The organism is Sphingomonas tabacisoli (assembly GCF_042678385.1).
Classification (GTDB): Bacteria; Pseudomonadota; Alphaproteobacteria; order Sphingomonadales; family Sphingomonadaceae; genus Sphingomonas_B; species Sphingomonas_B tabacisoli.
Window position 1 is genome coordinate 1,816,048 of the sequence record NZ_JBHUDY010000001.1, and the last position, 24,538, is coordinate 1,840,585.

The 24,538-nt window shown below is 65.8% G+C and carries 24 protein-coding genes and 2 tRNA genes; 18 read left to right on the top strand and 8 right to left on the bottom strand.

Features of this window, described 5'->3' with window-relative positions; all coding sequences use genetic code 11:
• Positions 1-24 precede the first annotated feature (24 nt).
• Positions 25-1,791 (top strand): cation:proton antiporter domain-containing protein, encoded by a 1,767-nt coding sequence (locus ACFSCW_RS09305; RefSeq protein WP_380888601.1) that lies wholly within the window; start codon positions 25-27, stop codon positions 1,789-1,791.
• Here ACFSCW_RS09305 and ACFSCW_RS09310 read toward each other — a convergent pair whose 3' ends face one another.
• The 3 genes from ACFSCW_RS09310 to ACFSCW_RS09320 form a co-directional block, all read right to left on the bottom strand.
• A complete protein-coding gene (locus ACFSCW_RS09310; protein ID WP_380888603.1) occupies positions 1,792-3,054 on the bottom strand; it encodes a SulP family inorganic anion transporter in 1,263 nt (420 codons plus the stop codon).
• Positions 3,055-3,068: 14 nt separating this feature from the next.
• The gene (locus ACFSCW_RS09315) at positions 3,069-3,326 is read right to left on the bottom strand and encodes an alkylphosphonate utilization protein (RefSeq protein ID WP_380890073.1); all 258 of its coding nucleotides are present in this window, start codon (positions 3,324-3,326) and stop codon (positions 3,069-3,071) included.
• Between the two features lie 92 nt (positions 3,327-3,418).
• Positions 3,419-3,503: transfer RNA gene (locus ACFSCW_RS09320), tRNA-Leu, on the bottom strand.
• A gap of 81 nt (positions 3,504-3,584) precedes the next feature.
• On the opposite strand from ACFSCW_RS09320, the gene ACFSCW_RS09325 reads away from it, so the two are divergent.
• On the top strand, positions 3,585-4,415 hold the full coding sequence (locus ACFSCW_RS09325) for an SIR2 family NAD-dependent protein deacylase (RefSeq protein ID WP_380888605.1): 831 nt from the start codon (positions 3,585-3,587) through the stop codon (positions 4,413-4,415).
• Between the two features lie 31 nt (positions 4,416-4,446).
• The gene (locus ACFSCW_RS09330; RefSeq protein ID WP_380888607.1) at positions 4,447-5,586 is read left to right on the top strand and encodes an aromatic ring-hydroxylating oxygenase subunit alpha; all 1,140 of its coding nucleotides are present in this window, start codon (positions 4,447-4,449) and stop codon (positions 5,584-5,586) included.
• Here the strand turns inward: ACFSCW_RS09330 and ACFSCW_RS09335 are convergent.
• A complete protein-coding gene (locus ACFSCW_RS09335) occupies positions 5,583-6,023 on the bottom strand; it encodes a response regulator (RefSeq protein WP_380888609.1) in 441 nt (146 codons plus the stop codon). The two genes, ACFSCW_RS09330 and ACFSCW_RS09335, sit on opposite strands and share 4 nt — an antisense overlap.
• Positions 6,024-6,211: 188 nt before the next feature.
• Here ACFSCW_RS09335 and ACFSCW_RS09340 point away from each other — a divergent pair, with 188 nt between their 5' ends.
• The 5 genes from ACFSCW_RS09340 (at position 6,212) to ACFSCW_RS09360 (ending at position 11,037) form a co-directional block, all read left to right on the top strand.
• Positions 6,212-7,036: a pseudouridine synthase gene (locus tag ACFSCW_RS09340; protein ID WP_380888611.1), complete on the top strand. Its 825-nt coding sequence runs from the start codon at positions 6,212-6,214 to the stop codon at positions 7,034-7,036.
• Entirely contained in the window at positions 7,033-7,554 is a 522-nt protein-coding gene (gene rsmD, locus ACFSCW_RS09345; protein WP_380888613.1) for a 16S rRNA (guanine(966)-N(2))-methyltransferase RsmD, read from the top strand. The genes ACFSCW_RS09340 and rsmD overlap by 4 nt, the downstream gene beginning before the upstream one ends.
• 39 nt (positions 7,555-7,593) lie before the next feature.
• Complete coding sequence (locus tag ACFSCW_RS09350) at positions 7,594-7,767, top strand: YegP family protein (RefSeq protein WP_380888615.1); 174 nt, start codon at positions 7,594-7,596, stop codon at positions 7,765-7,767.
• A gap of 65 nt (positions 7,768-7,832) precedes the next feature.
• Complete coding sequence (locus ACFSCW_RS09355; protein ID WP_380888617.1) at positions 7,833-8,750, top strand: DMT family transporter; 918 nt, start codon at positions 7,833-7,835, stop codon at positions 8,748-8,750.
• Positions 8,751-8,760: 10 nt separating this feature from the next.
• Positions 8,761-11,037 (top strand): ATP-dependent helicase, encoded by a 2,277-nt coding sequence (locus ACFSCW_RS09360; protein ID WP_380888619.1) that lies wholly within the window; start codon positions 8,761-8,763, stop codon positions 11,035-11,037.
• Positions 11,038-11,113: 76 nt separating this feature from the next.
• Here the strand turns inward: ACFSCW_RS09360 and ACFSCW_RS09365 are convergent, their stop codons facing one another.
• Entirely contained in the window at positions 11,114-12,166 is a 1,053-nt protein-coding gene (locus ACFSCW_RS09365; protein WP_380888621.1) for a DUF6236 family protein, read from the bottom strand.
• A 167-nt stretch (positions 12,167-12,333) separates the two neighbouring features.
• Between ACFSCW_RS09365 and ACFSCW_RS09370 the strand changes: the two genes are divergently transcribed.
• Positions 12,334-12,747 (top strand): hypothetical protein, encoded by a 414-nt coding sequence (locus tag ACFSCW_RS09370; protein ID WP_380888623.1) that lies wholly within the window; start codon positions 12,334-12,336, stop codon positions 12,745-12,747.
• A gap of 23 nt (positions 12,748-12,770) precedes the next feature.
• On the opposite strand, the gene ACFSCW_RS09375 is transcribed toward ACFSCW_RS09370, so the two are convergent.
• Positions 12,771-14,318 carry a peroxidase family protein gene (locus tag ACFSCW_RS09375; RefSeq protein ID WP_380888625.1) on the bottom strand — a complete coding sequence of 516 codons (1,548 nt, stop codon included), beginning with the start codon at positions 14,316-14,318 and terminating at the stop codon, positions 12,771-12,773.
• A 286-nt stretch (positions 14,319-14,604) separates the two neighbouring features.
• Between ACFSCW_RS09375 and ACFSCW_RS09380 the strand changes: the two genes are divergently transcribed.
• The 8 genes from ACFSCW_RS09380 to ACFSCW_RS09415 all read left to right on the top strand — a co-directional run bounded on the left by ACFSCW_RS09380 (position 14,605) and on the right by ACFSCW_RS09415 (position 20,868).
• Positions 14,605-15,162 (top strand): DUF4337 domain-containing protein, encoded by a 558-nt coding sequence (locus ACFSCW_RS09380; RefSeq protein WP_380888627.1) that lies wholly within the window; start codon positions 14,605-14,607, stop codon positions 15,160-15,162.
• Positions 15,163-15,236: 74 nt separating this feature from the next.
• Positions 15,237-16,523: an MFS transporter gene (locus ACFSCW_RS09385; protein ID WP_380888629.1), complete on the top strand. Its 1,287-nt coding sequence runs from the start codon at positions 15,237-15,239 to the stop codon at positions 16,521-16,523.
• Complete coding sequence (gene cysK / locus ACFSCW_RS09390; protein WP_380888631.1) at positions 16,520-17,440, top strand: cysteine synthase A; 921 nt, start codon at positions 16,520-16,522, stop codon at positions 17,438-17,440. The genes ACFSCW_RS09385 and cysK overlap by 4 nt, the downstream gene beginning before the upstream one ends.
• Positions 17,441-17,534: 94 nt before the next feature.
• Positions 17,535-18,704: a cell wall hydrolase gene (locus tag ACFSCW_RS09395; RefSeq protein WP_380888633.1), complete on the top strand. Its 1,170-nt coding sequence runs from the start codon at positions 17,535-17,537 to the stop codon at positions 18,702-18,704.
• A 40-nt stretch (positions 18,705-18,744) separates the two neighbouring features.
• The gene (locus tag ACFSCW_RS09400) at positions 18,745-19,278 is read left to right on the top strand and encodes a shikimate kinase (protein ID WP_380888635.1); all 534 of its coding nucleotides are present in this window, start codon (positions 18,745-18,747) and stop codon (positions 19,276-19,278) included.
• Positions 19,275-20,399 carry a 3-dehydroquinate synthase gene (gene aroB, locus ACFSCW_RS09405; protein ID WP_380888637.1) on the top strand — a complete coding sequence of 375 codons (1,125 nt, stop codon included), beginning with the start codon at positions 19,275-19,277 and terminating at the stop codon, positions 20,397-20,399. Before ACFSCW_RS09400 ends, aroB begins: the two co-directional genes overlap by 4 nt.
• Positions 20,390-20,466: transfer RNA gene (locus ACFSCW_RS09410), tRNA-Pro, on the top strand. The genes aroB and ACFSCW_RS09410 overlap by 10 nt, the downstream gene beginning before the upstream one ends.
• Before the next feature lie 69 nt (positions 20,467-20,535).
• The gene (locus ACFSCW_RS09415) at positions 20,536-20,868 is read left to right on the top strand and encodes a hypothetical protein (RefSeq protein WP_380888639.1); all 333 of its coding nucleotides are present in this window, start codon (positions 20,536-20,538) and stop codon (positions 20,866-20,868) included.
• Between the two features lie 66 nt (positions 20,869-20,934).
• On the opposite strand, the gene ACFSCW_RS09420 is transcribed toward ACFSCW_RS09415, so the two are convergent.
• Positions 20,935-21,237 (bottom strand): hypothetical protein, encoded by a 303-nt coding sequence (locus tag ACFSCW_RS09420; protein WP_380888641.1) that lies wholly within the window; start codon positions 21,235-21,237, stop codon positions 20,935-20,937.
• Positions 21,238-21,323: 86 nt separating this feature from the next.
• Positions 21,324-22,658 (bottom strand): M20/M25/M40 family metallo-hydrolase, encoded by a 1,335-nt coding sequence (locus ACFSCW_RS09425; protein ID WP_380890075.1) that lies wholly within the window; start codon positions 22,656-22,658, stop codon positions 21,324-21,326.
• Positions 22,659-22,805: 147 nt separating this feature from the next.
• Between ACFSCW_RS09425 and ettA the strand changes: the two genes are divergently transcribed.
• The gene (ettA, locus tag ACFSCW_RS09430) at positions 22,806-24,479 is read left to right on the top strand and encodes an energy-dependent translational throttle protein EttA (protein ID WP_380888643.1); all 1,674 of its coding nucleotides are present in this window, start codon (positions 22,806-22,808) and stop codon (positions 24,477-24,479) included.
• The last annotated feature ends 59 nt before the right edge of the window (positions 24,480-24,538 follow it).

Here is a 24,538-nt window from a genome sequence, read left to right on the forward strand (position 1 = left end):
GCGTTCGGCGGTTAAGGCAGGGTCGTGGCTTTCGCATTGACCTCGACCGGATTTTCCGACGCGCTGGTGATCCTGGGCGCCGCGGGCATCGTGATCCCGGCCTTCGCGCGTTTCCGGGTGAACCCGGTGATCGGTTTCATCCTCGTCGGCGCGCTGGTCGGTCCGTTCGGGCTGGGCCGTCTGGTTCCGGACCATCGCTGGCTCTATTATTTCACCATCTCCGACCCGCACGCGATCGAGCCGTTCGCGGAGCTCGGCATCGTGCTGCTGCTGTTCGCGATCGGCCTGGAACTTTCGTTCCGACGGCTCTGGGGAATGCGCGCGCTGGTCTTTGGCGTTGGCGCCTCCGAGCTGTTCGGCTCCGCAGTGCTGATCGCTCTCGCCCTGCTTGCCTTCGGCCAGCCCTGGACCGGAGCGTTCGGCTTGGGCCTTGCCCTGGCCTTGTCCTCGACGGCGCTGGTGCTGCCGATGACCGGCACCCAAGGTGCGGTCGGGCGCCCCGCTTTTGCGATGCTGCTGTTCGAGGATCTGGCGCTCGTGCCGATCATTTTCCTGCTCGGCGCGGTTGGAACGGGGCAAGACCCGAATCTCGCCGCGCTCGGCACCACTGCGGCAGCGGGCGTCGCCGTGGTCGCGGCGTTGCTGATCGCCGGCCGCTTCCTGCTTCCCCGCCTCTTTGCCCAGGCTGCGCGCGCCAAAAACCCGGAACTGTTCCTCGCCGCGAGCCTCGTCGCCGTCATCGCCGCCAGCCTGGCGACCAGCGCCGTCGGCCTGTCGCCGATCGTCGGCGCGCTGATCGCGGGTCTCAGCATCGCCGAGACCGAATATCGCGGCGAAGTCGAATCGATCACGGCGCCGTTCCGCGGCCTCGCGCTCGGCGTGTTCCTGATCACGGTCGGCATGAGCATCGACCTCGCCCTCGTCGCGGCGAACTGGCCAACGCTGGTCGCGGCAATCGTTGGCGTCATGCTGGTCAAGACGCTTGTCACCTTCGCGCTGCTGCGTCTCGCCGGCAGCGCCCGCGGCGCTTCGCTGCAGACCGGCATCCTGATGGCCTCGCCGTCCGAGACCACGCTGATCGTGCTCGCCGCCGCTGCGCAGGCCGGCCTGATCCGCACCGAGACCGCTGCGTTCTGGCAGATCGTCACCGCGCTTGGTCTCACCCTCACGCCGCTGCTCGCGCGCGTCGGCCGCGATCTCGGACGGCGGCTGGAGCGCACGGTCGAGGAGCCGATCGAGCCGACCAGCCCCGGCACCGTGATCATCGGCTTCGGCCGCGTCGGCCAGATGGTCGCCGACATGCTGAAAGCGCACGGCAAGCCCTACATCGCGATCGAGTCCGACATCGACGCCGTCGCTGCCGCCCGCAAGCAGGGCTATCCGGTCAAGTTCGGGGACGCCTCGCGCGCCGACATCATCGATCGGCTGCGCCTGGGCCATGCCGACGCGCTCATCCTGACGATGGACGACCCGGTTCTGAGCGTGAACCTCACCCGCCGCGTACGCGGCTGGGTGCCCGACCTGACGATCGTCGCTCGCGCCCGCGACATCGACCACGCCGCCGAGCTTTATCGCGCCGGCGCCACCGACGCGGTGCCGGAAACGCTCGAAAGCTCCCTTCAACTCTCCGAAGCCGTGCTGGTCGATCTGGGCGTCGCAATGGGCCCGGTGATCGCCTCGATTCACGAAAAGCGCGACGAGCTCCGCCGCGAGATCAAGCAGGCCGGTGAACTCGACCGCGACCCGCGCCTCGCCCGCACCCGCCTCAGCGAACTGAAGCCGCAGCCCTGATCAACGCTCCGGCGGCGTCCAGTCGGCGGGCGGCACGTCGCGTCGCGCGAGCCGCTGGGCAAGGCCGATCGCCGTTCCCACCGCAATCGCCACGGTCAGGTCCGCCAGCACCGTCAGCGCCATGGTCAGGAACAGCAGGAATTTGTCGCCCGCCCGGCCGCGCAGCCGCTCCGGCCAGCGATGCGGCTCGCTCATCGTCCAGGCCGTCACGATCAGCAGCCCGGCAAGCGCGGGCATGGCGAGGTATCCGGCAAGCGGCGACGCCAGGGTCATGATGGTAAGGATCACCAGCGCATGGAGCATGCCCGCTACCGGAGTGCGGCCGCCGGCACGTACGTTGGTCGCCGTCCGCGCTATTGCGCCGGTCACCGGAAGCCCTCCGAACAGCGGCGACGCGATATTGGCCGCACCTTGGGCGAGCAGTTCGGCATTCGATCGATGCGCGCCGCCGACCATGCGGTCGGCCACGATCGCCGACAGCAGCGATTCGATGCCGGCCAGAAAAGCGATCACCATCGCCGAAGAGAGAAGCTCCGACATTCTGCCGAGCGAGACGGGCGGCAGCGACGGCCAGGGGAGCCCTGAAGGCAAAGCGCCATAGCGCGAACCGACCGTATCGACCGGCAGATGCGCCAGCGCCACGACCGCGCTTGCCAGCGTCACGGCGATCACCGGCCCGGGCACGCGCGGCACGACACGCCTCAGAATGAAAATGAGGGCGATCGTGCCAGCCCCGATCAACAAGGCCGCGAGGTTCAGCGTTCCCCGCGCGGCCCAAAGCACGGGCAGCTTTTCCAGGAATGCCGCGGGCAGCGAAGCGATGGAAAGGCCGAGCAGGTCTTTCAACTGGCTGGTCGCGATCACGATCGCGATTCCGACGGTAAAGCCCTCGATCACAGCCTCCGGGATCAGCTCGATCAGCCGGCCCGCGCGCAGCAGCGCCGCCGCCACCAATATTGCGCCGGCCATCAGCGTGGCGAGCAGCAGGCCTTCATAGCCATGCGCCTGGATCACTCCATACACGACGACGATGAATGCGCCGGTCGGGCCGCCGATCTGCACCCGGCTGCCGCCCAGCGCCGAGATCAGGAAACCGCCGATCACGGCCGTGATCAGGCCCGCGGCGGGAGGCGCGCCGGAGGCGATGGCGATCGCAATGCTCAGCGGCAGCGCGACCATCGCCACCGTCACCGACGCGATCGCGTCGCCCGCAAACAGGCGAGGCGTGTATTCGGGCAGGACGGTGAGGAGTTTCGGCTTCACCGGCTATTCAGCGGTCAGCGCTTGCGCACGAACTCGGCGCGGAGCACCAGGCCTTTGATCCCCTCATATTTGCAGTCGATCTCTTGGCGGTCTCCGGTCAGCCGGATCGACTTGATCAGCGTGCCGCGTTTCAGCGTCTGCCCCGCGCCCTTCACGTCGAGATCCTTGATCAAGGTCACCTGATCGCCATCGGCGAGCACGTTGCCGACCGCATCGCGCACTTCGACCCGGTCCGCGCTGGCCTTGCGTTCGGCAAGCTCGGAGGCGGGCATCCAATCCCCGCTCGCCTCGTCATAGACATAGTCTTCGTCTTGCACCGGAGCGTCCCTTTGCACGCGCGTCGGTTGCTCCGGCGGAGCAGGAATGGTGCGGGCGGTCGGACTCGAACCGACATGACCGAAGCCGCGGCATTTTGAGTGCCGTGCGTCTACCAATTTCGCCACGCCCGCAGCGATGCCGCGACCGGTTAGCGGACCGCGCCCTTCGCCGCAACCGGAACGCGCGCCAGCCCTTGCCGTTGTCTTGCGAAGATGGACCATCTTCAGACCTCCCCCGCCTATGGCCAACTCGTCGAGGCGGTGAAGGCTCGCCGATGCATCCTCTTCGCGGGCGCGGGCCTGTCGATGTCGGTCGGCCTGCCTTCCTGGTCGCAGCTTATCGAGCATATGCGCACCGAACTCGGCCTCACCGACGAGGAGAGCGACGCCGATTACCAGAGCCTGGCCGAATATTACCGGCTGAAGCTCGGCAGCATCGGCGCGCTCAGAAGCTGGATGGATCGCACCTGGAGCGTGTCCGAAGCGAAGGTCGCCCGCTCGAAAGTGCACGAGCTGATCGTCCGGCTCGATTTCCCGATCGTCTACACCACCAACTACGACAACAATCTCGAAGTCGCCTACGACCTTGCCGGCCGCGATTTCGTGAAGATCGTCAACGCTCGCGACCTGACCCGCGCGCGCGAAGGCTGTCCGCAGATCGTCAAATTCCACGGCGACTTCGAATCCGACGATTCGCTCGTGCTGGCCGAGACCGACTATTTCGACCGACTGGAGTTCGATTCCCCGCTCGACGTGAAATTCCGCGCCGACGCACTGGGGCGGACGATCCTGTTCATCGGCTATTCGATGTCCGATCTGAACATCCGCCTGCTGCTCCACAAGCTGTGGCGGACCTGGAAGGATTCGGGCCGCATCAAGGACCGGCCGCCGTCCTTCGTCTTCGCCGCACGCCCCGACCGCGTCCGCGATGCCGTGCTCGAGCAGTGGGGGCTGAACGTGCTCGGCGGCGGAGAGGAACGCGACCCTGAAAAGACGCTCGTCAAATTCCTCGACCAGCTCGCAACGGACTGCGGTGGCTCTTGAGGCGTTGCCCGACTCGGCGCACACTCCACCCATGAATGCGCTCACGCCCACACCCGGCCAGCTCGCGCTCGCCGAGACACTTGTCGACGGCGCCCCTATGCGCGGCAGCGAAATCACCACCGTTCCTGCCGCCGCCTATACCGATGCCAAACGCCATGCGCGCGAATGGGATGCCCTGTTCGCCCGCATGCCGAACGTCATCGCGCCCTCGGCGCTGCTGCCGGAGCCGAACATGGCGCTCCCGCACGACGGGTTCGGCAAGCCGCTGCTGCTCACCCGCGACAAGCAGGGCAAGGCGCACGTCTTCCTGAACGTCTGCCAGCACCGCGGCACGCGGCTGGTCGAAGGCGGCGAAGCCGTCTGTGCGCCGCGCGTGATCTGCCCTTACCACGCCTGGTCCTATGCGCTCGACGGCCGCCTGACCGGCCTCCCCCGGCCCGAGACGTTCCCGGGTCTCGACAAGGGGGCGCACGGCCTAAAGGAACTGCCGAGCCTCGAAGCGGGCGGACTGATCTGGTTTGCGTTCGACGAGAACGCCGACTTCACCGAAGCCGAAGCGCTCGGTCACGATTTCGACGCCTTCAATCTCGCCGGCCAGCATCTTTTCGCGCGCGCCACGCATGAGGTGAAGGCGAACTGGAAGCTGATCGTCGACGCCTTCCAAGAAAGCTACCACGTCCAGCGCCTGCACGCCGCCACGATCGGTCCGATGTTTCAGGATGGCGTCACGGCCGGCGATCGGGTCGGCCCGCACCAGCGCTCCGCCGTCGGCCGCGCCGCCGAACTCGCCGACCTCGATCGCACAGATTGGGCCGCGCTCCGCTCCGCCGTCACCTATGCCTATCAGATTTTCCCCGGCGGCGTGCTGATCGTCAGCCCCGATTATGTGAACCTGATGGTGCTGATGCCGCAGGGCGTGGACCGCACCCTTGTCGAGGACTTCATGCTGATCCCGGAGCCGCCCAAGACCGAAAAAGCGCTCAGCCATTGGCAGCGGAGCTGGCAGTTGCTCGATCAGGGCGTGTTCGCCGGCGAGGATTTCCGCGCCGCGGCGCTGGGCCAGGAAGGGCTCGGTACCGGCGCGATCGAGCACCTCACGCTCGGCACCCTGGAAACCGGCATCCGCGCCTTTCACGACCAGGTGGAAATGCGGCTAAGGGCGACGAACTAGGCCGCCGACGCGCTGTCCTCGTAGATCGTGAGCCCCGGCGGCACTTTCTTGACGCTGCCGCGCGTCAGCAACGTCTCCAGCGCCTCAATCGCCGCGCGCAGGTCCTTTTGCGAGAACGGCTTTTCCAGGCAGCCAAGACCGAGCGACGCCGCGCCCTTCGGGCAGCGCCCGGTCACGAACAGCACGTGCATCCCTTCGCGCCGCGCCGCCGCCGCGACTTCCACACCGTTGCCGCCATCGGTCAGCCCCAGATCGACCAGCGCCAGGTCGATCTTCGCCGACTTCACCATGTCCAGCGCACCTTCGACGCTGTCAACGGTGCCGACCACTTCGTAACCCGCATCGGTGAGCGCGTGCTCGGTATCGAAAGCCACCAGCGGCTCATCCTCGACAATGAGGATCCGCCGGATCTTTTTCGCTTTCTTGCCGAACAGCATTGCCGCCCCTTGATTCCTTCTCCATGCAGCGCGCCCTGTTCCGCGCTCGCAGCGTTACGCAACTATAACGCATGGATCGGCGCTTTTGCGCCAGCCAGCGAAAAGAAATTGGGAGCCCTGAAGTGCCCGCGCCGCCAGCTAAGTCCCGGGAAGCCCAAAGGATTGCCAAACTCCTCGCGCGCGCCGGCGTGGCGTCGCGGCGCGAGATCGAGCGGATGATCGGCGAGCGGCGAATCGCGATCAACGGCGCCGTGATCGAGACGCCGGCGACACTGATCGAATCGCTGCATGGCGTTACCGTCGACGGCAAACCGGTGAAGGCGCCGGCCCCCGCGCGCCTGTTCCGCTTCCACAAACCGGCCGGCCTGCTCACCACGGAGCGCGATCCCAAAGGCCGCCCGACCATCTACGATCGGCTGCCGAAGGACTTGCCGCGGGTGATGCCCGTCGGCCGCCTCGATCTGAACACCGAAGGCTTGCTGCTGCTCACCACCGATGGCGAGCTGAAGCGTCAGCTCGAGCTCCCGGCGACCGGCGTTCCCCGCACCTACCGCGCCCGCGCCTATGGCGCCGTCACCCAAGCCCAGCTTGAGGAACTGATCGAGGGCATAACCATCGACGGCGTCCGCTACGGCTCCATCGATGCGAACATGGAACGGCGGACCGGCGCGAACGTCTGGATCGAGCTGACCCTCACCGAAGGGAAGAACCGCGAGGTTCGCCGCGTCCTCGAACATCTCGGTCTCACCGTTAGCCGCCTGATCCGCACGAAATACGGCCCGTTCGAACTCGCCGATTTGCCCGCTGGCGCGGTCGACGAAGTGCGCCAGCACGATCTGGTGGTGTTCAGGAAGACTTTAAAGTCAGCTCCTCCCCGGCACGGAGAGGGGGACCAGCCGAAGGCTGGTGGAGGGGGCCCACGTCAAAAGCCGCGCGGCGCTGTGCCCCCTCCACCATCGCCGCAAGCGCGGCGACGGTCCTCCTCCCCGTCCCGGGGAGGATTTAAGAGATGAGGATCATCGCCGGCCGCTGGCGCGGGCGGCCGCTGCTCGCGCCGCCCGGCGACGCGACCCGTCCCACATCCGACCGCACCCGCGAAGCGCTGTTCTCGATGCTGCTGTCGCGTCTCGGCAGCTTCAAAGACCTGCGCGTTGCTGACATCTTCGCCGGCACCGGCGCACTGGGGCTGGAAGCGCTGTCTAGGGGCGCCAAAAGCTGCACCTTCGTCGAGCGCGACCGCGACGCGGCAACCGCGCTCCGCGCCAATATCGACAAGCTGGGCGCAACCGGCGCCGACGTCCGCACCCAAGCGGCCGAAAGCTTCGCCGGCGGCCCTTACGATCTAGTGCTGCTCGACCCGCCCTATGGCTCCGGCCTCGGCCAGAAAGTGCTCGCCCGCGTGACGCTCGAGCCCGGCGCCTGGGCCAGCATCGAAACCGCATTCACCGAAGACGTCGAAGTAGCCGGTTTCGACGTCGAAGCGGTCCGCCGTCACGGCAAGGCCAAGCTGACGCTGTTGCGCAAGACCTGATCTGCGTTAAGCTGCGGCCCTCACCGGATGGAGGGGTCGATGGCTCACAAGTTCGTGATCAAGAAGACCGACGGCGGCCAGTATCGCGCCTATTTCAAGCACAATAGCGAGAACATCTTCTGGACCGAGACCTACACGTCCAAGGCCTCGGCCCGGAACGCGATCGACTCGATCCTGAAGAACGGCCCCGGCGCTCCGATCGAGGAAGAATAAGCCTCACCTTTTGACCGCAAGCCGCGGGATGGCGCGCCGCGCTGTCCCGTGGCACCACCGCGCCCATGCAAAACACGGGCATGAACGGGCGCGACTGGACCATCCTCTTGGTTCTGTCGGTGCTGTGGGGCGGGTCCTTTTTCTTCCTCGCGATCGCGTTGCGCGAGCTGCCGCCGATCACGATCATGCTCTGCCGCGTGTTTCTCGGCGCGCTGCCTTTACTCGTTGTCCTTAAGCTCAAGAACCAGAAACTGCCCGCAAGCCCCCGGATTTGGGGCATGTTCCTGATCCTTGGTCTGCTCAACAACGCCCTGCCATTCGTGCTCTACGCCTTCGCCCAGCTCCGCATCGCGAGCGGCCTCGCCTCGATCCTGAACGCGACTACCCCGCTCTGGGGCGTGCTGGTCGCGCACCTCTTCACCCGCGACGAACGGGCCACACCGGCGAAGATCATCGGCGTCCTGCTTGGCTTCGGCGGCGTCGCGGCGATGATCGGCACCGGCGCGCACATGGGCGGCGAGGCACTCGCCATCCTGATGTGCCTGGGCGCGACGCTCAGCTACGCCTTCGCCGCAGTCTATGCCCGCCGCTTTCGCCCGCTCGGCATCCCGCCACTGACCGTCGCCACCGGCCAACTCTTGGGCGCCAGCCTGCTGCTCCTGCCGTTCAGCCTTGCGCTTGAACGGCCCTGGAGCATCGCCCCTCCCCATGCCGTGACCTGGGCCGCGATCGCAGGCTTCGCGCTGATCTGCACCAGCTTCGCCTATTGGCTCTATTTCCGCCTGCTGGAGAGCTCCGGCGCGACGAACGCGCTGCTCGTCACCTTCCTGATTCCCGTGACGGCGATCCTCTTGGGCGCACTGGTCCTCGGCGAAGCGCTCGAGCCGCGCCATTATGCCGGCATGGCCCTGATAGCGCTCGGCCTCGCCGCAATCGACGGCCGTCCCCTCCGCCGCCTTGTGCCGAGGGCCGCCGTTCCCTAGCTGTTCACGGGTGAGTCTGCCCGCGCCTTCCCCGAACGATCCGCCCTATATCCGCGGCCTCAACCCGCCGCAGCGCGAGGCGGTGCTCACCACCGAAGGCCCAGTGCTTGTGCTTGCCGGCGCCGGCACGGGCAAGACGGCAGCGCTCACCGCCCGCCTCGCCCACCTCGTCTACACCCGCAAGGCCTGGCCGTCGGAGATCCTCGCGGTCACCTTCACCAACAAGGCGGCGCGCGAGATGCGCGAGCGGATCGGCCGCATGCTGGGCGACACGGTCGAGGGCATGCCGTGGCTCGGCACCTTCCACTCGATCGCCGCCAAGATGCTCCGCCGCCATGCCGAGCTGGTCGGGCTGCAATCGAACTTCACGATCCTCGACACCGATGATCAGCTCCGGCTGCTGAAGCAGCTCATCGCCGCCTCGGACCTGGACGAAAAGCGCTGGCCCGCCCGCCAGCTCGCCGGGCTGATCGACAAATGGAAGAATCGCGGCTGGACGCCCACCGATGTCGATGCCGGCGAGTCCGAACTGTTCGCCAACGGCCGCGGCGCCGAGCTTTACGCGCAATACCAGGCCCGGCTCAAAGCCGTGAACGCCTGCGATTTCGGCGACCTGCTGCTCCACATGCTGGTGATCCTGAAGACCCACCGCGACGTGCTGGAGCAGTATCAGAACCGGTTCCGCTACATCCTGGTCGACGAATATCAGGACACCAACGCCAGCCAGTATCTCTGGCTCCGCCTCCTCGCGCAGCAACGCAAGAACATCTGCTGCGTCGGCGACGACGACCAGTCGATCTACTCCTGGCGCGGCGCGGAGGTCGCCAACATCCTGAGGTTCGAGAAGGACTTCCCGGGTGCCGTTATCATCCGGCTGGAACAGAATTACCGCTCCACCCCGCACATCCTCGCCGCCGCCTCGGGCCTGATCGCGGCGAACAGCGGCCGCCTCGGCAAGACGCTGTGGACGGAAGCCGGCGAAGGCGAGAAGGTCCGCGTGCTCGGCGTCTGGGACGGCCCCGAGGAAGCGCGCCGCGTCGGCGAGATCGTCGAGACTCACCAGCGGCAAGGCGGCAGCCTCGACGATTGCGCGATCCTCGTCCGCGCCCAGTTCCAGACCCGCGAGTTCGAGGACCGTTTCATCGCGATCGGGATGCCCTATCGCATCGTCGGCGGCTTCCGCTTCTACGAGCGCCAGGAGATCCGCGATGCGCTCGCCTATCTGCGCGTCGTCAACCAGCCCGCCGACGACCTCGCCTTCGAACGCATCGTCAACACGCCGAAACGCGGCCTCGGCGACAAGGCGCTGGCGAAGGTCCACAGCCTCGCCCGCGCGCAGGGCATTCCGCTCACCCTCGCCGCCGCCCGCATCCTCGACACCGACGAGCTGACGCCGCAGGCCCGCCGCGCGCTCGGCAATCTGATCGGCGACATCGCCCGCTGGCGCGACATGGCGCAGACGCTCCCGCATCCGGAGCTCGCCCGCCAGATCCTCGACGAAAGCGGCTACACCGCGATGTGGCAAAACGATCGCTCCGCCGAAGCCGCCGGCCGGCTCGAAAACCTGAACGAACTCGTCCGCGCGATGGAGGAGTATGAAAATCTCGGCGCCTTCCTCGAGCATGTCAGCCTCGTCATGGACAATGACGAGAATGCCGGCGGCGAGCAGGTCACGATCATGACCATCCACGCCGCCAAGGGCCTGGAGTTCGACACCGTGTTCCTCGCCGGCTGGGAGGAAGGCGTGTTTCCCTCGCAGCGCTCGCTGGACGAAGGCGGCAATGCGAGCCTCGAGGAGGAACGCCGCCTGGCTTACGTCGCGATCACCCGCGCCCGCCGCCGCGCCTATATCCTTCACGCTGCCAACCGCCGCATCTATGGCCAATGGACCAGCTCCATCCCCTCCCGCTTCGTCGCTGAACTCCCCAAGGCGCATATCGAGGAGGAAACCAGCATGACCGGCGGCGAAAGCCTGTGGCGCGCCAACTGGTCCGAACGCGCCGACCCCTTCGCCAACATTGCCCGAGGCACCGGCCGCGGCCCCGGCTGGCAACGCGCGGCGTCCGTAGGCGGCTACCAGACCACCCCCGCCCGCGTGGTGGAGGCCAGAGCCAGCGCCGTCAGCCTCGGCAACAAGGGCCGCAGCGACCTGTCGCTCGGCCAGCGCGTCTTCCACCAGAAATTCGGCTACGGCACGATCGCCGAGATCGAAGGCAACAAGCTGGAAATCGACTTCGAACAGGCGGGGCGGAAAAGGGTGATGGACAGTTTTGTGACGCTGGCTTGACACCAAAACCAACAACCAGCTTTTGATCGCCAATTGGCGATGGCTCAACTCCGGGGTGGTTGGCCGATCGGCGCAGCTACTTGCCGAAAAGCTCTTTGTGATAGTGAACGACGTACTCAAAGGGGCCAGCGCTCGGACGTCGTTTCAAGCCTATTCCTCCCTCCACTGTGAGGAAGCTTGCCGCACCCGCGAGGCCAGCCACGATCGCGGTAAGCTCAGGCATAACGAAATGAGAAGCTGCACCGGCCAACGAGGCTTTCGTGATCGCCTCGCCGATATTCAGGTTCAACTTGATGGCCCAGTCACTCAATCTCACCGGAAGGTGGAACTCCAGTGCCGTCTTCAGAGCTGCCGTGGCCGCTCGATCGAGCGCGTCGCCTTCGACCGCCTCGGCCAGTGCTCGGTCTGGCGCCGCGTCAATGCGCTGATAGATTTTGTCCAGTTCGTGCCTAAGGGCCAGCAGTTCGTCTCGGCGCTTCTGCTTGAACTCCAAGACTTGCTCGACCGGCACGCTCCCATCGGGGACTGGGAGCACATTATGAAGCCTCACGAGCGCGCCTCGATCGGGTGCCATCCGAGCATCACCCATCACTTTGAGCGAATTGCTTCCTACGCCCATTGCCCAGCGGCCCGGGTCTCGCGCCTCAAGCGCGTCGAATGCAGTTTCGGTGCCCTGCAATAGGCATTGCCCCTCAATGACGCCTGCTCCCCTGACCAACCGAACACTTGTTCGCTGGACGACACCCATTTTGGCTAGATTGTGGATTGTGTCATTGATGTAATCGTTCAGCGGGGTTCGGGGAACTTCCAAGCGATCCCAAAATAGCAAAGCGGCGCGAACTTCCGTCTCATCGAAATGGTCGGAATTCATAAGAATTCCGCCTACGTTCGGATCGACCCAAGCCGGCATTGTAAAAAGAAGGCCACGTTCATTTTCGCCAAGCGGCTCGCCGGCCGGCCGCGCTACAAATGTAAGGTCCGTCGCCATCTCGTTTGCAGCCGGGAAGTGCGAGATGAAACCTTCGTCGGGCGCCGTTGTTGGAACCGAATTGTCTAAGACGCCGGGTATGGGAAGAGCGACTGGAACTCCCGGCTTTAGCCAGCCAAAACCAACTTTTCCGGATCTCATGATTGGCTGACGTAAATAGTGACCGAGACTTCTGTCAACAAAGCAAGAGCTGAGTACACAGGAGCATTGCTCGCTCGCTTACCTGCTTACCTCATCGCCCAAAACAACCGCACTGGTCGCCGCCACCCCCTGTCCTACACCCCACCCTGTGAGCCATAGACTCGCCGATGACCGAGTCGCCCGACGCCCCGCTCGCCTTCACGTCGGTTCCCACCAACCGCGCCCGTCACGACGGCTGGTCGGCCGAGCGGCAGCGCATCTTCATCGATCAGCTTGCCCGGATCGGCCTTGTCTCGGCGGCGGCGCGGGCGGTGGGAATGTCGGCCAAGTCCGCTTACGCCCTGCGCAAACGTCCGGGCGCGGAGAGTTTCGCGGCGGCGTGGGACACGGCCGTGGACATCGGGCGGTTCGCGGCCGAGATGACCGCGATCGACCGCGTCTTTTCGGGCGAAGTGCGGCCGGTCTTCTACAAAGGGCGGAAGGTCGGCGAGCGGGTGATCCACGACAATCGCCTGCTGCTCGCCGTGCTCCGAACCCGCACCGCGCCAAAGCTTACGCCTTTTCGCGATGACGTCCCGTGACTTTCGCTACCTTTGCCGCGCCTTCAATGCAGCGCCGGCCCCTCCCCCAGTGCATAGCGCACGAAGTCGCGCAGCCTGAAGTCCGGGCCCGTCACCGGCTCCCACAGCGGGTCCATCGACAGGTACGAGGTGCCGTCGCCGAACATCAGGCCCAGGAATACTTCGGCAACGATGCGCCCGCCGACGGGCCCGAGTTGCGGCGTCTTGAGCGTGCCGCCTTCCTGCGTGGGGACCGTCATGTCGGTGCGGTTCGCCGCCGCTTCGGCAAGGATGTACGTCCACAACGGGCAGTTGCCGGCGAACACGTCGCCTTTGCCCGCCGCCACCGCATTTACCGCATCGACGATCGGCCCGCGCACGTCGCCCGGATCGGGCGTGTCGACCGCCTTGCCGATGACGATCTCGGCGTCTGTCAGCGGAACGAGCGCCATTGCTCGCGCCACGGCCTGGCCGGAGGGAAGGCCGAGCAGCCAGCCGCGCAGCAGGTTGCGCTCGGCCAGCGACGCCGGCTTGTCGCCCGCGATCGTCTTGGGAAGGTCGTGCAGGAAAGCGACGAGCGATGTGTCGATCCGATAGGCGAATTGTAGCCGCTGCTTCTGTACCGCAGGGGAGCCATCGTTCGCGCGCGGCGCCGCATCGGAGTCGATGAACCGCCCCCAATCGATCGCGTGGTTGGGCGGCGGCACGCGGAAGCCGGTCAACGCTTCCTCGTTCGGCGTCGCTGCGCGCGGGAAGATCGGGATCAGCTTATGATCGTTGATCCGATATCCCGGCCGCACCATCGAATGGCCGAGCCGATAGGCGGCGACCGAGAATTCGACCGGCATGAATGGCTCGTGCCGCCAGTGGTAGAAGCGCAATTCGTGCTGGTCGTAGCGCCCGCCCGACTTCAGCGCGTCCAGCACCGGCGCGGAGACGATCCGCGCGAGGAAGTCGTTCACGACGACATATTGATAGTGAAAGCGCACGATCTGCTGCGCCTCGGCAAAGGTCGCGCCGGGGTTGTCGTCGACGATGCGGTTGTGGAAGCGCAGGAACAGGCTCTGCAATTGCGAGACGATGCCGTTCTCGTCGTTGCGCGGATCGCCGATGATCGCGCGGCCGTCGAAGCGCGGCAGGTCGTGCGCGTGCGTGCCCGGCGCGCCGGTCATCGGATCGCCCAACTGAAACTTGCCGCTCGGCTTGTACATATAGGGCTGGTCGCCTGGGCCGCGGCCATAGACATTATCGAGATTGAAGGTCGGGTTGCGGAAGTCGACCAGGCCGGACGGGTCCATCGCCTTGGTCAGCGTGCTCACCGGATCGAAGGTGATGTCGTGATCCACGAACTGGCCGAAATAAGTGTAGAGCGACGGGATTCCGCTTTCCTCGGCATCGGGACCGTCCTTGGGCGGATCGAGGTCCGCCGACATCGCATCGCCCAAAGCCGCCAGGCTGTCGCGATTGGCCTTGTCGGTGGCGCCGAACTGGGCGGGCGGCAGGTTCCGGAACATGCGGCCGAACCGGCCTTCGAAGAGCGGGGAACGCGTGGCTGCGATGCCGCGCGGCGGGGTGCCGTGGATCGTCGTCACATCAACCTCCATCACAAAGAGGAACGAAGTGCGGCCCGGTCTTTCCTAACCTGTATCATATCGGCACATGAGAGAACATCTCCACGCGCGCCGGCATAAAAAGGGCTCCGCCGGCGGTGTCCCGTGCCGACGGAGCCCATGCGGACCCGGAAGAGAATCCACAGTCCCGACCTCGGTTTACAGGGGGAAACCGGCCGGGACGTCCTGAGACGTCGCGGATGGCGCGACACCGCAGCACGTTTTTGGGGCGTTCCCGATTTCGCTGGACTGTGGCAGACGCTGCGCCATGGAAATCGAAGTCAGCGCCGAAGCAAAGGACAAACGGCTCAATCGGCTGGTCGCAATCACGGTGGTCGCCCTGTCCGTGTTCGCCGGCCTGTGCGGGATCAAGGACGGCAACATCGTTCAGGCCATGCAGCAGGCGCAGTCGGACTCGGTCGATCGCTGGAACGAATATCAAGCGACAAAGACCAAGGAGCATATCGCCGAGACCTCGCGCGGGCAGATCGCGCTGATCGGCGCCGACCAGCCGCAAGCGGCGCCGATGCTCGCCGCGCTCGACCGCGATATCGCCAAATACCGCGCCGAAGCGCCGGACCTCGCGAAACAGGCCAAGGCGCGGTCGGCCGATTACGACGCGCTCAACATCCACGACGATCAGTTCGACGCCAGCGAAGCCGCCATCTCGACCGCGATCTCCATCGCCGCCGTCGCGGCTTTGGTCGAAAACGGCTGGGTTCTGGCCGCCGCCTGGGTGTTCGGCGCATTCGGCATCTTCATGGGATTGTGCGGCTTTGCGGGCTGGGGCTTCCACCCTGACGTGCTCAGTACCTTGCTCGGCTAGCCAAGCACCGCTTGCGGGCGGCCAAGCGAGGAAGCGGTTGCGGGGGCGGCAGATAGCGGCCTAGGAGCGGGCGGGTGAAGGCCCAACCCTCCCCGCTCTCCATTCCCGATTTCCGCGCTTTCTGGATCGCCCGCTTCTCGGCGGTGCTGGCGACGACGGCGATGGTCGTGATCCTCGGCTACCAGCTCTACGACACCGCCCGCGCCGATTACGGCATGTCGGTCAAGGAAGCGAGCTTCTACCTCGGGCTGCTCGGCTTCGCGCAGTTCGTGCCGCTTTTGCTGCTGACCCCCGTTGCCGGCTGGGTCGCCGACCGGTTCGAGCGGCGGCTGGTGGCGCGGCTGGCGACGGCGATCGACCTGATCGTGGCGCTCGCCCTTGGCGCCGCCACCACGGCTCATATGCTCACTTTGCCGCTGCTGTTCGGCCTGGCTGCGCTGCATGGGATCGCGCGCGTGTTCGTCGCCCCGGCGATGTCGGCCATCGCTCCCAACATCGTGCCACCGGCGATCCTGCCCCGCGCGATCGCAATGAGTTCGATCGCCTGGCAGAGCGCTTCGGTCGGCGGGCCAGCGCTCGGCGGCTTCCTCTATCACGCCAACCCGGCGCTTCCATATTGGATTTCGGCGGGCTTCCTGCTGCTCTCGATCGTCGCGCTGACGCCGATCCGCCGCATCATGCCGACCGCAATGAGCGGCAGCACGCATCCGCTCCGGCAGATGGTGGACGGCCTGTCGTTCGTCCGTACGCACCGCTTCCTGCTCGGCGCGATCACGCTCGACCTGTTCGCGGTGCTGCTCGGCGGCGCGACCGCGCTCCTTCCCGTCTACGCCCGCGACATCCTCCATGTCGGTCCCTCCGGCCTCGGCTGGCTGCGGGCCTCGCCGGCGATCGGCGCCGCCGGTGTCGCGCTGTGGTTCGCCTTCCGGCCGCTGCACAACAATGTCGGCGTCAAGATGCTGCTGGCGGTCGCCGGCTTCGGCGTGGCGACGGCGTTGTTCGGCGTTTCCAGGTCGATGCCGCTGTCGATGCTTGTGCTGGTCGCGCTGGGCGGCATGGACATGCTGTCGGTCTATGTCCGCTCTTCACTGGTCCAGCTCCACACCCCGGACACGATGCGCGGCCGCGTCTCCGCCGTCTCCGGTCTCGCCATTTCCGCGTCGAACGAGCTGGGCGAGCTGGAATCCGGCCTGCTCGCGGCGCTGCTCGGGCCGGTCGGCGCCGTCGTATTCGGTGGTTGCGCAGCCGTAGCGGTCGCCGGACTTTGGGCCTATTGGTTCCCCGAGCTCCGTCGCGCCCGTACCTTCGATCCACCCGAAACCGCTCTTCCCGAAGCCGTTATGCAGGAGAAGCCCGCATGAAAGCCGCGAATATCCTAGAGACTATCGGCAACACGCCGCACATCCGCATCCAGCGCCTGTTCGGCGACAGCGAAGTGTGGATCAAATCCGAGCGGTCGAACCCCGGCGGCTCGATCAAAGACCGCATCGCACTGTCGATGATCGAGGAAGCGGAGCGTTCCGGCAAGCTTCAGCCCGGCGGCACGATTGTCGAGCCGACTTCGGGCAACACCGGCATTGGCCTGGCGATGGTCGCGGCCGTCAAGGGCTACAAGCTGATCCTCGTCATGCCCGAAAGCATGTCGCTTGAGCGCCGCCGCCTGATGCTCGCATATGGCGCGACCTTCGATCTGACGCCGAAGGAAAAGGGCATGAAAGGCGCCATCGAGCGCGGCCTCGAGATCGTCGACTCCACCCCCGGCGCCTGGATGCCGCAGCAGTTTGAAAACCCTGCGAACATCGACGTGCATGTGCAGACCACTGCTCAGGAAATCCTGCGCGACTTCCGCGACAACCCGATCGACGTTCTGATCACCGGCGTCGGCACCGGCGGCCATATCACCGGCTGCGCCCAGGTGCTGAAAAGGGAATGGCCGAACCTTCAGGTCTTTGCCGTCGAGCCGACGCTGTCGCCGGTCATTTCGGGCGGCCAGCCGGGCCCGCATCCGATCCAGGGCATCGGCGCCGGCTTCATCCCCGCCAACCTCCACACCGATCTGCTCGATGGCGTGATCCAGGTCGATCCGGCCGTCGCCAAGGATATGGCGCGGCGCGCCGCGCGCGAGGAAGGCATGCTGGTCGGCATCAGCTCGGGCGCAACGTTGGGCGCGATCATGCAGAAGTTGCCCGATCTTCCGGACGATGTCCGCGTGCTGGGATTCAACTACGACACTGGCGAGCGCTACCTCTCGGTGCCGGATTTCCTGCCCGAAGCCTGAGGGTTGATCGCATAAACCATCAATCTCATCTTAACCGAACTGACAGCGCGGGCGTATTCTGATATGCGCCCGCGCTTTGTTTGGGAGTGAAGGTTTGCTGGCCCGGCTGAAAGCGCAACCGCATCTGCACGACTGGATCGCCGCCGCCGTGATGGCGCTGCTGGTCGCCGTCGCGATCTGGGCGGCGCAGGGCCGCGGCGCTGGTTTCCTGCCGGGCTCGAACAAGGTGACGCAGCTCGCCGCCACTCAGACCGCGCCGCCGCCCAATGTGCCTGCGCCGCCGGTCGAGCCGGTCAAGTTCATCGACGTGGCGCCCGAAGACGCGGTCAAGATCAACGCCGCCGTTCCCTTCTCGGCCGAGCCCAACCCTGCCGCCAAGCCTTTCAAGCTTGCGATCGGCACGGACGATCGGGCCCGCTCGATCGACTGCCTCGCCGCCGCTGCCTATTACGAAGCCGCTGCGGAGGGCGATGACGGCATGCGCGCCGTCGCCCAGGTGGTCATCAATCGCCTCCGGCATCCCGCTTTCCCCAAGACGATCTGCGGCGTCGTCTTCCAGGGATCGGACCGCGCGACCGGCTGCCAGTTCACCTTCACGTGCGACGGTTCGATGGCGCGCATCCCCTCGGTCTCGGGCTGGAAGCGCGCCCGCGAGATCGCCGAGGCCGCACTGAAGGGCAAGGTATTCAAGCCCGTAGGCTATTCGACCCATTACCACACCAATTGGGTGGTCCCCTACTGGAGCGGATCGCTCGATAAGGTGGCGCAAGTCGGCACGCACCTGTTCTTCCGCTGGCAGGGCTGGTGGGGCACACCCGGCGCGTTCCGCGGCGGCCATGAAGGCACGGAGCCCGCCATCGCCAAGCTCGCGAGCCTCTCCCCAGCCCATGCCGGCGCCGCGGACATGCAACTGGCGGCCGACCAAACCGCGTTCACGCCGGAGAAGCTTGCCGAGAAAGGCGCGCGCCAGCTCAAGATCGTCTCGCCTGGCGGCGACGCCTTCGTCGTCGTGCTCGACCGCAAGGTCAACGCCAGCCAGTTCCCGTCGCTTGCGCTCGCCGCCTGTGGGCAGAAGGATTTCTGCAAATTCATGGGCTGGACCGACCCCAACAAGGCGCCGAAAGGCTTCCCGGTCAGCGACGAGCAGCACCGCGCGCTGTCGTTCAGCTATCTCCGCAACCGCTCCAGCGGCTTCGAAAAGACGCTCTGGAACTGCCACGAGTTCAAGCGCGCCGACGAATCCCAGTGCATGAAGACGAGCTGAGGCTTGGCCCAGCGCTGACTTGCCCGTAGCGATAGCGGCGATGCCTGCCGCTGCCGCCTCTTCCCGCCTCGACCGCCCGATCGTGCTGATCGGGCTGATGGGCGTTGGCAAGACGACGGTCGGTCGCCGCCTCGCGCAGCGTCTTGGCCTGCCCTTCGTCGACGCCGATGAGGAGATCGAGACCGCCGCCGGCATGTCCATCTCCGAAATCTTCGCGACCTTCGGGGAGCCTTATTTTCGCGACGGCGAGCGCCGCGTGATCGCGCGCCTGATCGATGGCAGTCCGAAGGTGATCGCGACCGGCGGCGGCGCCTTCATGAACGACAAGACCCGCGCCCTGATCCTGGATCGCGCCACGGCAGTCTGGCTGGAGGCGGACGTCGAAACGCTGGTCGATCGCGTCCGCCGCCGGAACACGCGCCCGCTGCTGCAGGGCCGCGACCCGCGCGAAGTGCTGCGCGAACTCGCCAAGGTGCGCAACCCGGTCTATGCGCTGGCGCCGATCCATGTCCGCAGCCAGCCCTCGCCGCACGACGCGACGGTGAAGGCCATTTTGAAAGCCCTGTCGCTATGACCGTCGTTCCCGTCGAACTCGGCGCGCGCCGTTACGACGTGCTGATCGAGGCCGGCGCGCTGGACCGCGCCGCCGAGTTGCTCTCCCCCTATGCCCGCGACCGGCTGATCGTCGTCACCGACGAGACCGTGGCCGCGGCCCAGCTCCCGCGTCTCCGTCATCCGAGCATCGTGCCGATCGTGCTTCCGGCCGGCGAGGCGACCAAGAGCTGGCCGCAACTCGAAACGCTCTGCGACCGGCTGCTGGATCTGGAAGTCGAGCGCGGCGAGCACATCGTCGCGCTCGGCGGCGGCGTAATCGGCGACCTGACCGGCTTCGCGGCATCGATCGTCAAGCGCGGCATCGGCTTCGTTCAGGTGCCGACCACTTTGCTCGCCCAGGTCGACAGCTCGGTCGGCGGCAAGACCGCGATCAACGCGCGCGCCGGCAAGAACCTGATCGGCGCTTTCTACCAGCCGAGCTTCGTGCTGATCGACCCGACCGTGCTCGACACCCTGCCCGCGCGCGAGCTCCGCGCCGGCTATGCCGAGGTCGTCAAATACGGGCTGATTTCCGACCCCGATTTCTTCGCCTGGTGCGAAGCGCATGCCGCCGACCTGCTCGCCGGCAAGTCCGAGGCGCGCGAACACGCCATCGCCTACAGCGTCGCCGCCAAAGCGCGCATCGTCGCCGAGGATGAGCGCGAGACCGCCGACCGCCGCGCGCTGCTCAATCTCGGCCACACGTTCGGCCATGCCCTGGAAGCGGAAACCGGATTCGGCCCCGCTCTGCTCCACGGCGAAGCGGTCGCCGCCGGCATGGGCCTCGCCTACCGCTTCTCCGCCGAACGCGGCCTCTGTCGCACCGGGGAAGCCGCCCGCGTCGTCGAGCATCTCCGCACCATCGGCCTGCCCCATGACGCCGTCTCCGCAGGCGTAAATGCCTCGGGCGAGCGCCTCGCCGGCCACATGGCCCACGACAAGAAAAAAGCCGGCGGCCGCGTCCCCTTCATCCTCGCCCGCGGCATCGGCGAGGCCTTCGTGGACAAATCGGTCGCCTTGGAGGAGGTCGCCGCCTTCCTCGACAGCACTCCGCTTGCGTCAGAGAGCGCAAGCCGCCATGAGGCGCGCGTCGGGGAGTAGCGCAGCCTGGTAGCGCATCTGCTTTGGGAGCAGAGGGTCGCAGGTTCGAATCCTGTCTCCCCGACCATTTTGCTATCGCAGTTTCCCGCCCATCGCGGACGTTGCGGATTGCCGGAAACGCTAGCAAAGTTTCCGCATGACTTACGACAGGATCGCAGAAGTAGGGATCGATGAGATCGGGCGGTTGTATATTCGTCCGGCCACAACCTCTTTCGAACACATATACCGTGCAGCGATGCAGGTTAACTGGGATGTATCCGCACGGCGGTTATTCAGTCCAAAGCCGCGCGAGTGGACCTATCTTGATTGGTTTAAGCACATGATCGCGGCTGCGGTGGATGAATATGGCACCGAGCTCAGACTGACAACTGATACGATCTGGACGGCTATTCCCGTGTCCTTACGAGCCGAGATCCAAGGTGTCGCGACTGGCCGGCAGATGTGCGCTTCCCACCGACAGAAGACGTAACCCCAGCAAAGCAAAAGGGCGGCTCCTTTCGGAGCCGCCCTTCGAATGCTTTAGAAGAAGCGAAGCTTACTTCTTGGCAGCAGCCGAGTTGGCCGCGATCGCGTTCGCCTGAGCGGCGTTCACGGCAACGTTCGCGTCACCGGCGTCCTTGGCGGCGTCGGCAGCGGCGTGCGCGTTATCGGCGGCGTTCTCGAGCGTGTTCTCGGTCGTCGCGTTGGTCGCGTTGTCGGCAGCCGACTCAAGGTTGTCGGCGGTGTTCTCGAGCGCGGCCGCGGTGTTGTCCGAGGCGTTCTCGGCCGGCGTGGACTTGTTGCAGGCGGCCAGCGACATCAGGCCGGCGGCAGCAGCAACGACGATCAGCTTCTTCATTCCTGTGCTCCCCAAGGGAAAAAACGTGCGCCCGGCCCGATGCCGTCGCGCCGGCGGTAATTAGCTGCAACGCAAACTTAGTCAAACTATTTCGGTAGAGTTAGGTTGCTCGGCTGGACCAGCGTTTCAGGCGCGTTGGCGACGACCGCAAGCATCGCCGTCCACGCGGCGACGTTCTGGGCAAGCTGATCGCGGTCGATCTTGTCGAGCGTGTCGTCGGCCGTGTGGTGGATGTCGAAATAGCGCAAACCGCTCTGATCCAGGTCGATGCCGTTGCTGCCGGCGCGCACCCAGGGGCCCAGGTCGGCGCCGGCGCTGGCATTGCCCGAGCCTTTGCTGATACCCAGCGGCGCGAGCGCCTGCTCCAGCCGAGCGACCAGCGGCGCCGATGCCGGGTTCAGCTTCGTTTCGAACCGCCACACGCGGTCAGCGCCGAAATCGGACTCGCTGACGGACGCATGCGGCTCGGCCTTGTGTGCTGCGAAATAGGCCGCGCCGCCATTGCCGCCGATCTCTTCGCTGCCGAACCAGATCACGCGGATCGTCCGGCGCGGACGCCCTGCATCCATGATCCGCTTGGCCGCCGCTGCCGTGATCGCGACGCCCGAAGCATCGTCGATCGCGCCGGTGCCCAGGTCCCAGCTGTCCAGATGGCCGCCGATCGCCACGATCCCGGCCTTCGGATCGGTGCCGGGCACTTCGGCAATGACGTTGCCGGATTCGCGCGTTCCGGTCATGCGCGGCGTGATGACGAGGCGCAGCATGATGGGCTTGCCGCGTTCCAATATCCGCTCGATCTGATCGGCGTCGGGATTCGAAAGCGCAGCCGCCGCGATCGGCTTCACGCCCTCATCAAAATTGGTGACGCCGGTATGCGGCACGCGGTGGCTGTCGGTGCCAAGGCCGCGGATCACGATCGCGACCGCGCCTTTCTGCGACGCAATGCTCGGCGCCGAGCGCCGGACGCTGCCGAAATAGCCATAGCTCGATCCGTCCTGCGCCGCGCGCATCGCATGCCCGACATAGACGATCTTGCCGCGCACCTGCTCAAGCGGGGCGGCCTGCAGCTCGGCGACGCTGCCGAACGCGACCAACTCCGCCTGCACGCCTTCGGGCGGCGTCGCGCCGCTATTACCGAGCGCGGCCAGCGCCAGCTTCTGCGGGAACGGCGCCACGACCTCGCCGCGCTCCTCGCCGCGTTCCCAGCCGGGGATATCGAACGTCTCGATATGCACGTTCTTGAAGCCGAGGCTCTTGAGCTTGGCGACCGCCCATTCCCGCGCCTTCGCTTCGGAAGGACTGCCGGCCTGACGCTGCCCGATCTCCGTGGTCAGACCTTCCGTGATGTTCCACGCCACATCGTCCTTCAACGCTGCGTCGCGGAGCTTGGCCGGATCGTGCGGCGGCGGCGCGGCGGCGATGAGGACAGGAAGGGCGAACAGGCCAAGCCGTTGCTTTTGCATGGCGCCGCCCTACCTATGGGCAGAGGCGTTTGCCAAGCCCCGGCCGCTCGGCTAGGGCGCGCGCCAAATCCTTACAGCACCAGCGTATAGCGGAGATCTGGGCCAATGGCCGCGCAATATTCGTTCGTCATGCACGGGATGACCAAGACCTTCCCGGGCGCTCCGAAGCCGATCCTCAACAACATCAACCTGCAGTTCTACCCGGACGCGAAGATCGGCATCGTCGGCCCGAACGGCGTCGGCAAGTCGACGCTGATGAAGATCATGGCGGGGATCGACACCGAGTTCACCGGAGAGGCCTGGGCCGGCGACGGCATCACTGTCGGCTATCTGGCGCAGGAGCCTCAGCTCGACCCGTCCAAGACGGTGCTGGAGAACGTCAAGGACGGTGCGCGCGCGACGGCCGACATGGTCGACCGCTTCAACCAGATTTCGGCGTTGATGGCGGAGCCGGATGCGGACTTCGATGCGCTGATGGAAGAGATGGGCGATCTGCAGACCAAGATCGACGCAGTCGACGGCTGGACGCTCGACAACCAGCTCGAGATCGCGATGGACGCGCTGCGCTGTCCCCCGTCCGACGCGAGCGTCGAGAATCTGTCAGGCGGCGAGCGGCGTCGCATCGCCCTCACCCGCCTACTGATCCAGAAGCCCAGCATCCTGCTGCTCGACGAACCCACCAACCACCTCGATGCCGAAAGCGTCGCCTGGCTGGAAAACCATCTGCGGGAATATCCCGGCAACGTGCTGATGATCACGCACGACCGCTACTTCCTCGACAATGTCGTGAACTGGATCCTCGAGCTCGATCGCGGCCGCTACTACCCTTACGAGGGCAATTACTCGACCTATCTGGAAAAGAAGGCAAAGCGGCTGGAGCAGGAAGAGCGCGAGGACGCCGGCCGGCAAAAGGCGATCAAGGAAGAGCTCGAGTGGATCCGGCAAAGCCCGAAGGCGCGCCAGTCCAAGTCCAAGGCCCGTATTCGCGCGTTCGATCAGCTCGTTGAAGCGCAGGAAAATCGGGCGCCAGGCAAGGCCCAGATCGTCATCCAGGTGCCGGAGCGGCTCGGCGGCAAGGTCATCGAGGTGCAGGGCATCTCGAAGGCCTATGGCGACAAATTGCTGTTCGAGGATCTGAGCTTCACGCTGCCGCCGGGCGGGATCGTGGGCGTGATCGGTCCGAACGGCGCCGGCAAGTCCACGCTGTTCAAGCTGATCACCGGGCAGGAACAGCCGGATACCGGTTCGGTCGATATCGGCCCCACCGTCCAGCTCGGCTATGTCGACCAGAGCCGCGACGCCCTCAATCCCAACCACAATGTGTGGGAGGAAGTCTCCGGTGGCCACGATTTGATGACGGTCAATAAGCATGAGATGTCGACCCGCGCTTATGTGGGCGCCTTCAACTTCAAGGGCCCGGATCAGCAGAAAAAGGTTGGCCAGCTCTCCGGCGGTGAGCGCAATCGCGTCCACATGGCCAAGATGCTGAAAAAGGGCGGCAACGTGCTTCTGCTCGACGAGCCGACCAACGACCTCGACGTCGAGACGCTGCGCGCGCTCGAGGAAGCGCTGGAGAATTTCGCCGGCTGTGCCGTGGTCATCAGCCACGACCGCTTCTTCCTCGACCGCCTAGCCACCCACATTTTGGCGTTCGAAGGCGACAGCCATGTCGAATGGTTCGAAGGCAATTTCGAAGCCTATGAGGAAGACAAGCGCCGCCGCCTCGGCGACGAAGCGGACCGTCCGCACCGCATGAGCTACAAAAAGCTCACCCGATAAAATCCTTTAGTTCCGCCGCTGCTCTCAGCGGCGGAACGCTTCACCCCGTATTCGTTACG

Coding starts and splice junctions, on each gene's coding strand:
- ACFSCW_RS09315 (WP_380890073.1), bottom strand. CDS start 3,326: ATGCCCGCCTCCGAGCTTGCCGAACGCAAGGCCAGCGCGGACCGGGTC.
- ACFSCW_RS09325 (WP_380888605.1), top strand. CDS start 3,585: ATGGACCATCTTCAGACCTCCCCCGCCTATGGCCAACTCGTCGAGGCG.
- ACFSCW_RS09330 (WP_380888607.1), top strand. CDS start 4,447: ATGAATGCGCTCACGCCCACACCCGGCCAGCTCGCGCTCGCCGAGACA.
- ACFSCW_RS09335 (WP_380888609.1), bottom strand. CDS start 6,023: ATGCTGTTCGGCAAGAAAGCGAAAAAGATCCGGCGGATCCTCATTGTC.
- rsmD (WP_380888613.1), top strand. CDS start 7,033: ATGAGGATCATCGCCGGCCGCTGGCGCGGGCGGCCGCTGCTCGCGCCG.
- ACFSCW_RS09350 (WP_380888615.1), top strand. CDS start 7,594: ATGGCTCACAAGTTCGTGATCAAGAAGACCGACGGCGGCCAGTATCGC.
- ACFSCW_RS09355 (WP_380888617.1), top strand. CDS start 7,833: ATGCAAAACACGGGCATGAACGGGCGCGACTGGACCATCCTCTTGGTT.
- ACFSCW_RS09365 (WP_380888621.1), bottom strand. CDS start 12,166: ATGAGATCCGGAAAAGTTGGTTTTGGCTGGCTAAAGCCGGGAGTTCCA.
- ACFSCW_RS09370 (WP_380888623.1), top strand. CDS start 12,334: ATGACCGAGTCGCCCGACGCCCCGCTCGCCTTCACGTCGGTTCCCACC.
- ACFSCW_RS09380 (WP_380888627.1), top strand. CDS start 14,605: ATGGAAATCGAAGTCAGCGCCGAAGCAAAGGACAAACGGCTCAATCGG.
- cysK (WP_380888631.1), top strand. CDS start 16,520: ATGAAAGCCGCGAATATCCTAGAGACTATCGGCAACACGCCGCACATC.
- ACFSCW_RS09400 (WP_380888635.1), top strand. CDS start 18,745: ATGCCTGCCGCTGCCGCCTCTTCCCGCCTCGACCGCCCGATCGTGCTG.
- aroB (WP_380888637.1), top strand. CDS start 19,275: ATGACCGTCGTTCCCGTCGAACTCGGCGCGCGCCGTTACGACGTGCTG.
- ACFSCW_RS09415 (WP_380888639.1), top strand. CDS start 20,536: ATGACTTACGACAGGATCGCAGAAGTAGGGATCGATGAGATCGGGCGG.
- ACFSCW_RS09420 (WP_380888641.1), bottom strand. CDS start 21,237: ATGAAGAAGCTGATCGTCGTTGCTGCTGCCGCCGGCCTGATGTCGCTG.
- ettA (WP_380888643.1), top strand. CDS start 22,806: ATGGCCGCGCAATATTCGTTCGTCATGCACGGGATGACCAAGACCTTC.